Annotated in this window: 5 protein-coding genes and 1 pseudogene; 1 reads left to right on the forward strand and 5 read right to left on the reverse strand. The window is 34.1% G+C overall.

Going from position 1 to position 5,851, the window contains the following annotated elements:
• Together WBN21_RS00850 and gcvP are read right to left on the reverse strand one after the other, a co-directional pair.
• Positions 1-272, reverse strand: a pseudogene (locus WBN21_RS00850) (ketoacyl-ACP synthase III); the annotation flags it as partial.
• A gap of 106 nt (positions 273-378) precedes the next feature.
• Positions 379-3,228, reverse strand: a complete 2,850-nt coding sequence (gcvP, locus tag WBN21_RS00855) for an aminomethyl-transferring glycine dehydrogenase (RefSeq protein WP_424197422.1) — start codon at positions 3,226-3,228, stop codon at positions 379-381.
• Between the two features lie 178 nt (positions 3,229-3,406).
• Here gcvP and WBN21_RS00860 point away from each other — a divergent pair, with 178 nt between their 5' ends.
• Positions 3,407-4,225, forward strand: a complete 819-nt coding sequence (locus WBN21_RS00860; protein ID WP_424197423.1) for a hypothetical protein — start codon at positions 3,407-3,409, stop codon at positions 4,223-4,225.
• On the opposite strand, the gene WBN21_RS00865 is transcribed toward WBN21_RS00860, so the two are convergent.
• The 3 genes from WBN21_RS00865 to WBN21_RS00875 all read right to left on the reverse strand — a co-directional run.
• Complete coding sequence (locus tag WBN21_RS00865) at positions 4,218-4,478, reverse strand: hypothetical protein (protein ID WP_424197424.1); 261 nt, start codon at positions 4,476-4,478, stop codon at positions 4,218-4,220. The two genes, WBN21_RS00860 and WBN21_RS00865, sit on opposite strands and share 8 nt — an antisense overlap.
• A gap of 2 nt (positions 4,479-4,480) precedes the next feature.
• Positions 4,481-5,032, reverse strand: coding sequence for a sigma-70 family RNA polymerase sigma factor (locus WBN21_RS00870; protein ID WP_424197425.1), 552 nt, complete (start codon positions 5,030-5,032; stop codon positions 4,481-4,483).
• 289 nt (positions 5,033-5,321) lie between these two features.
• The coding region (locus WBN21_RS00875) for a M3 family metallopeptidase (RefSeq protein ID WP_424197426.1) at positions 5,322-5,851 on the reverse strand (530 nt) is incomplete at its 5' end.

The following is a 5,851-nucleotide window of genomic DNA, read 5'->3' on the forward strand; positions in this document are numbered from 1 at the left end:
ACTATAATATAATCTAAATCTTCACGATTAATTTTAGCTTTTTCTATGGCTTTTTCAGCTGCAAAAGATGCTAAGTCTGAAGTGTTTAAATGGCTTTTGGCATACCTGCGTTCGTCAATTCCAGTAATGGCTTTAAATTTTTTGACAATAACTTCACTCGGGGCTTTTATGGCCGATCCATCACTATTTAAAAATTCATGATTATGGAAGTCTTCATTTTTTTCAACATTCGCTGGGATATAGCTTCCTGTTCCAGTAATTTTGATGTTCATATAAATAGAAATTTACTTTCCTGTTATGCGTGCATACTAAATTACAGCGGTTTTAATTAATAGCAATACGTGTTTTGTTTAAAATTACGATGTTCAACGCATGAAATCAAGCTTCAGCATAGGCTTCAATAGGCACGCAAGAACAAATTAAATTTCTGTCGCCATAAGCATCATCAACACGTCGCACACTTGGCCAAAACTTATTATCTCTTACAAACTCCAATGGAAACGCTGCTTTTTCACGTGAATAAGGAAATAACCAATCATTTGCTGTTATCATATCTAAGGTATGAGGTGCGTTCTTTAAAACATTGTTTTCGTCCTCTTTAGTTACACCATCTATTTCTTTTTTAATAGCAATCATGGCATCACAAAAACGATCAATTTCTGCTTTACTTTCACTTTCAGTAGGCTCAATCATTAATGTTCCTGCAACAGGGAATGAAACCGTTGGTGCATGAAAACCATAATCCATTAATCGTTTTGCAATATCTGTAACTTCAATGCCGTTGGCTTTAAATGGGCGACAATCAACAATCATTTCATGTGCTGCACGACCGCGCTCACCGGAATATAAAGTATCAAAACTGCCATGAAGACGATGTTTTATATAATTTGCATTTAAAATAGCAATTTTGGTAGACTGTGTTAAGCCTTCTGCTCCAAGCATTTTAATATAGCCATAAGAAATAAGACAAGCCAAGGCAGAGCCAAAAGGAGCTGCTGAAATGGCTGTTATAGCCTTTTCTCCACCAATTTTAACCAAAGGGTTTCCTGGTAAAAAAGGAACCAGTTGTTTTGCAACACAAATTGGGCCAACGCCTGGGCCACCACCACCATGAGGAATAGCAAAAGTTTTGTGTAAGTTGAGGTGGCAAACATCAGCACCAATATTTCCGGGATTCGTTAAGCCAACCTGCGCATTCATGTTTGCGCCATCCATATAAACTTGGCCGCCATTGTCATGAATAATTTTTGTAATTTCTTTAATGGCAGATTCATAAACACCATGTGTAGACGGATACGTTACCATTAAAGCTGAAAGATTGTCTTTGTGTAATACTGCTTTTTCGCGTAAATCGTCAACATCAATATTGCCTTCTTCGGTCGATTTGGTTACAATTACTTTCATGCCAGCCATAACAGCACTTGCAGGATTTGTTCCGTGTGCAGACGAAGGAATTAAACATATATTTCTATGATGATCGTTTCTAGATTCGTGATATGCCTTTATAACCATTAACCCAGCAAACTCACCTTGAGCACCAGAATTAGGTTGCAATGATGTGGCAGCAAAACCTGTAATTTCAGTTAGTTGATCTTCTAAGGCTTTTAAAACAGTTAGATACCCTTTTGCTTGTTTTAAAGGTGCAAAAGGATGAATATTACCCCATTTAAACCAGCTTAATGGTAACATTTCCGAAGCTGCATTCAATTTCATAGTACACGAACCTAATGAAATCATAGAATGATTTAAGGCTAAATCTTTACGTTCTAAAAATTTAATATAACGCATTAATTCTGTCTCAGAATGATAGGTGTTGAAAACAGGTTCCGTTAGGAAATCAGTTTGTCTTTCTATTGTTTTTGAAAGATTATTAGCTGGTGTAATTTCAGAAATTACAATCGTTTCTTTATTAGCAGCTTCAGCAAAAAGCGCAATTAAATAGTTAATATCTCGAATGGCTGTTGTTTCGTTTATAGAAATTGTAACCGTTTCGGAATCAGGATAAAATAAATTCACCTTCTTTTCAGTTGCTAATTTTTTAATTTTTTTAGCTTTTGTTTTTATTTGAAGGGTATCAAAATAGGAGGTGTTTATTTGCTCGTAGCCTAATTTTTCTAAAGCATTTGCTAATGCGGAAGCTTTATTATGCACTTTATTAGCAATAAATTTTAAACCTTTCGGCCCATGATAAACTGCATACATACTTGCCATAACAGCCAATAATACTTGCGCGGTACAAATGTTAGATGTAGCCTTGTCACGTTTAATATGTTGTTCTCTGGTTTGTAATGCCATACGTAATGCGCGGTTGCCATTGGCATCTTTAGTAACTCCAATTATACGACCTGGTAAATCACGTTTGTAAGCTTCTTTTGTTGCGAAATAGGCAGCATGCGGACCACCATATCCCATTGGAATTCCAAAACGTTGAGTAGTTCCTACCACCACATCGGCACCAAATTTACCCGGCGCTTCTAGCTTTACTAAGCTTAAAATATCAGCAGCCACAGCCACTTTAATGTTGGCGTTATTGGCTTTATTTATAAAAGATTTTATTTCTGTAATTTGTCCGTCTTTCCCTGGGTATTGTAAAATAGCACCAAAAAAATCTTTCGAAAAATCAAATGTTTCTTCATTACCAACAACCAGCTCAATACCAATAGGATTTGCTCGAGTTTGTAGTAATGATAATGTTTGCGGTAAAATGTTATCTGAAACAAAAAACTTATTGATATCTGCCTTTTTCTGGTCGCGTTCACGAACCGCAAAAAGCAAACTCATAGCCTCAGCAGCCGCTGTACTTTCATCAAGTAAAGATGCGTTTGCAATTTCCATTCCAGTTAAGTCAATAACCATCGTTTGGAAATTCAATAATGCTTCCAATCTGCCTTGTGCTATTTCAGCCTGATATGGCGTATATGCTGTGTACCAACCTGGGTTTTCAAGAATGTTCCTTTGGATAACGGCAGGCATAATGGTCGGGTGATAACCTAGGCCTATATATGTTTTTCTGGCTTTATTTTTTTTAGATAAATCATGAATATGCAATAAATACTCATGTTCCGTCATTGGCTCATCTAAATTTAACCCATTTTTTAAACGAATATCGTTAGGAATTGTCTCGTAAATCAATTCATCTAAAGAGTCTAAACCAATAGTATTTAACATATGTTTCTGGTCGTCTTCTCTAGGACCAATATGACGCAAGGCGAAAGCATTTGTATTCATTAAATAGAATTTATTATATAATTCGCAAAAATACGTAATATTTAATGTGTTTTATGGAGCGTTTTGGAAAGTTTTTAACTATTCACGAACGTTATCAACACTTCACTCTTGGAGAATTAATGGAGGCTTACCGCTGGGGAAAAGTTGGTTTAAAAAAATCTTTATTTACATTTGCTTTATGCGTTTTTTTAAACAACTTATAAATTTCTATATAAACAGTAGTATTCATGTAGCCTTGGCGGTGTATTCATTAACGTGGGTTACCTTGTTAAGTTTAAATTTAAGCTATTCAGAATCTGTCTTATATTTTGTTTTCTACGCGTCCATTACTGGGTATAATTTTGTAAAATATTACGGTATTGCAAAGTTCCATCATCGTCAATTGGCTAATTGGCTAAAATGGATTCAAATCCTATCTTTTATTTGCTTTATTTTAATGTGTTATTATGGGTTACAACTAAAATTATACACACATATTTTTATTGGTTGTTTTGCAATATTTACCATTTTTTATGCCATTCCAATTAGTACAAAAAAGAACAATTCTTTAAGAAATTCTAGTGGTTTAAAAGTGTTTGTAATAGCTTTGGTGTGGGCTGGAGTAACGGTTTTTATTCCTTTAATAAATGCCGATTACCAAGTTAGTTTGGATGTTATTTTACTCGCTGTTCAGCGATTTCTATATGTGCTAGTTTTAATGATTCCTTTTGAAATTCGGGATTTAAAATTCGATAGTATCAATCTATCCACCATACCTCAAAAACTTGGCGTTAAAAACACGAAAGTGTTCGGAATAATACTTTTACTTGTGTTTTTCTTATTAGAATTTTTGAAAGATGAAACAAGTGAAAGCGCAATAATTACATTGTTTATTGTTTCAGTTGTAACAGGGTTATTTGTAGTTTTTAGTAAAATTGAACAGCATAAATACTACAGTTCATTTTGGGTGGAAGGCTTGCCAATATTATGGCTATTTTTAATGCTTCTTTTTAATTAGAATTTTCTTTTAAAGCATTATCAATTGTTTTTTTCATAGCGTCTTTACATTTTTTGTCTAAACACTGAACATCCGATTTTTTAATAGTTTGGGTTAAAATAGCATTGTTTTTAGAGTACTTTCTGCAGGCTCTACAATAAATTAAATGGAAGTTTAATTTTATTTTCTCCCATAATGTCCCTTCCTTGTATTGCGTTTTGTCACAAACATGATTTGCTTCATCGCAAGGCATTGTAACTTTTATTTTACTCATAATTAAAACCAATTTTCTTTCAGGCAATCAGCCATTGCCGTTCTCGCTCTATGGATAATTACCCAAAGATTAGACGGCGTAATATTTAATTCATTACAAATAGCTTCTGTTTCATGTCCTAGAATAGTTTTCATTTTAAAAACTTCAGCTTGTTTTGCAGGCAGTTTTTCCAAACAGTTATAAATGGCTTCACCTAATTCGTTGTTTTCTAAAGTGTCTTCCGCATTTTTATCAAAGGGGTCTGCGACACGTTCTTCCAACCAATCGCCCTCGCTTTCACTATCTTTATAGTTAATTCGTACTTCGGCTTTTCCTTTAATCGAGTTAATTTTTCGGTAGTGGTCAATAATTTTTCGCTTCAAAATTGAAATAAGCCAAGTACGCTCGCTAGCTTCCCCTTTAAAGTTTTTCATCGATTTTAAACCAGCCAAAAAAGTATCTTGAACCAAATCTTGAGCTTTCTCTCTATCACTCACACGCGAAATAGTGTAATTGAAAAGATAGTCAGAATAAAGGTCAATCCATTTATTAGGATCAATTTGATGATTAGGCATTAACGATGCAAATTTATTTGAATTTCAAAAATAAGCTAAAAATATGGATTTATATAAATGTTAGTTTAGGAGATAATTAAATTTTTTTGGACGTTACCCGAAAAGGGTCAGGCTATCCGTTACAAGTCCTCGCTTCTGCGCTAAGGCGCAAAAGCTGTGGGCTATCCACTACTATCCCTAACGCAATTCACGTCTTGATAAAAAGTAAATTGTTTCATTTAAAACTGCAACATTAACCAAATTTAAAAATGAGCTAGTATAAGAAACTTTTAAAATTCAACCATAAATATTATTTGGTGTCAATCAACCCAGCACGCCTCAATAAAGCCTCAGGTTTAGGTTCCTGACCTCTAAAATGTTTGTAAAGAGTCATTGGATTGTCCGTTCCGCCCTGGCTTAAAACATTATTTTTAAATTTATCAGCAACTTTTTTATTAAAGATACCTTCTTCTTTAAAATATTCAAAAGCATCAGCATCTAGAACTTCTGCCCATTTATAGCTGTAATAGCCAGAAGAATAGCCACCTTGAAAGATATGTGAAAAAGATGTGCTCATACAAGTTTCTTTAGTTTCAGGATATAAGGAGGTGTTTTTAAATATTTCAGTTTCAAAGGCTTTTACATCTTTAATTTTGGTTGGGTCTAGCCCGTGCCAACTCATATCTAATAAACCAAAACTCAATTGACGCAAGGTTTGCATACCTTCATGAAAGGTAGCTGAATCTTTGATTTTTTCAATCAAATCCATCGGAATTACTTCGCCTGTTTCATAATGAGTTGCAAATAACTCTAAAGCTTCTTTTTCAAAACACCAGTTTT

It is taken from the genome of Algibacter sp., assembly GCF_049667265.1.
Taxonomy (GTDB): Bacteria; Bacteroidota; Bacteroidia; order Flavobacteriales; family Flavobacteriaceae; genus Algibacter_B.

What these genes read in the sequence shown, in the direction of transcription:
- gcvP (WP_424197422.1), bottom strand. Translation starts at nt 3,228, where the DNA reads ATGAATACAAATGCTTTCGCCTTGCGTCATATTGGTCCTAGAGAAGAC.
- WBN21_RS00860 (WP_424197423.1), top strand. Translation starts at nt 3,407, where the DNA reads ATGCGTTTTTTTAAACAACTTATAAATTTCTATATAAACAGTAGTATT.
- WBN21_RS00865 (WP_424197424.1), bottom strand. Translation starts at nt 4,478, where the DNA reads ATGAGTAAAATAAAAGTTACAATGCCTTGCGATGAAGCAAATCATGTT.
- WBN21_RS00870 (WP_424197425.1), bottom strand. Translation starts at nt 5,032, where the DNA reads ATGCCTAATCATCAAATTGATCCTAATAAATGGATTGACCTTTATTCT.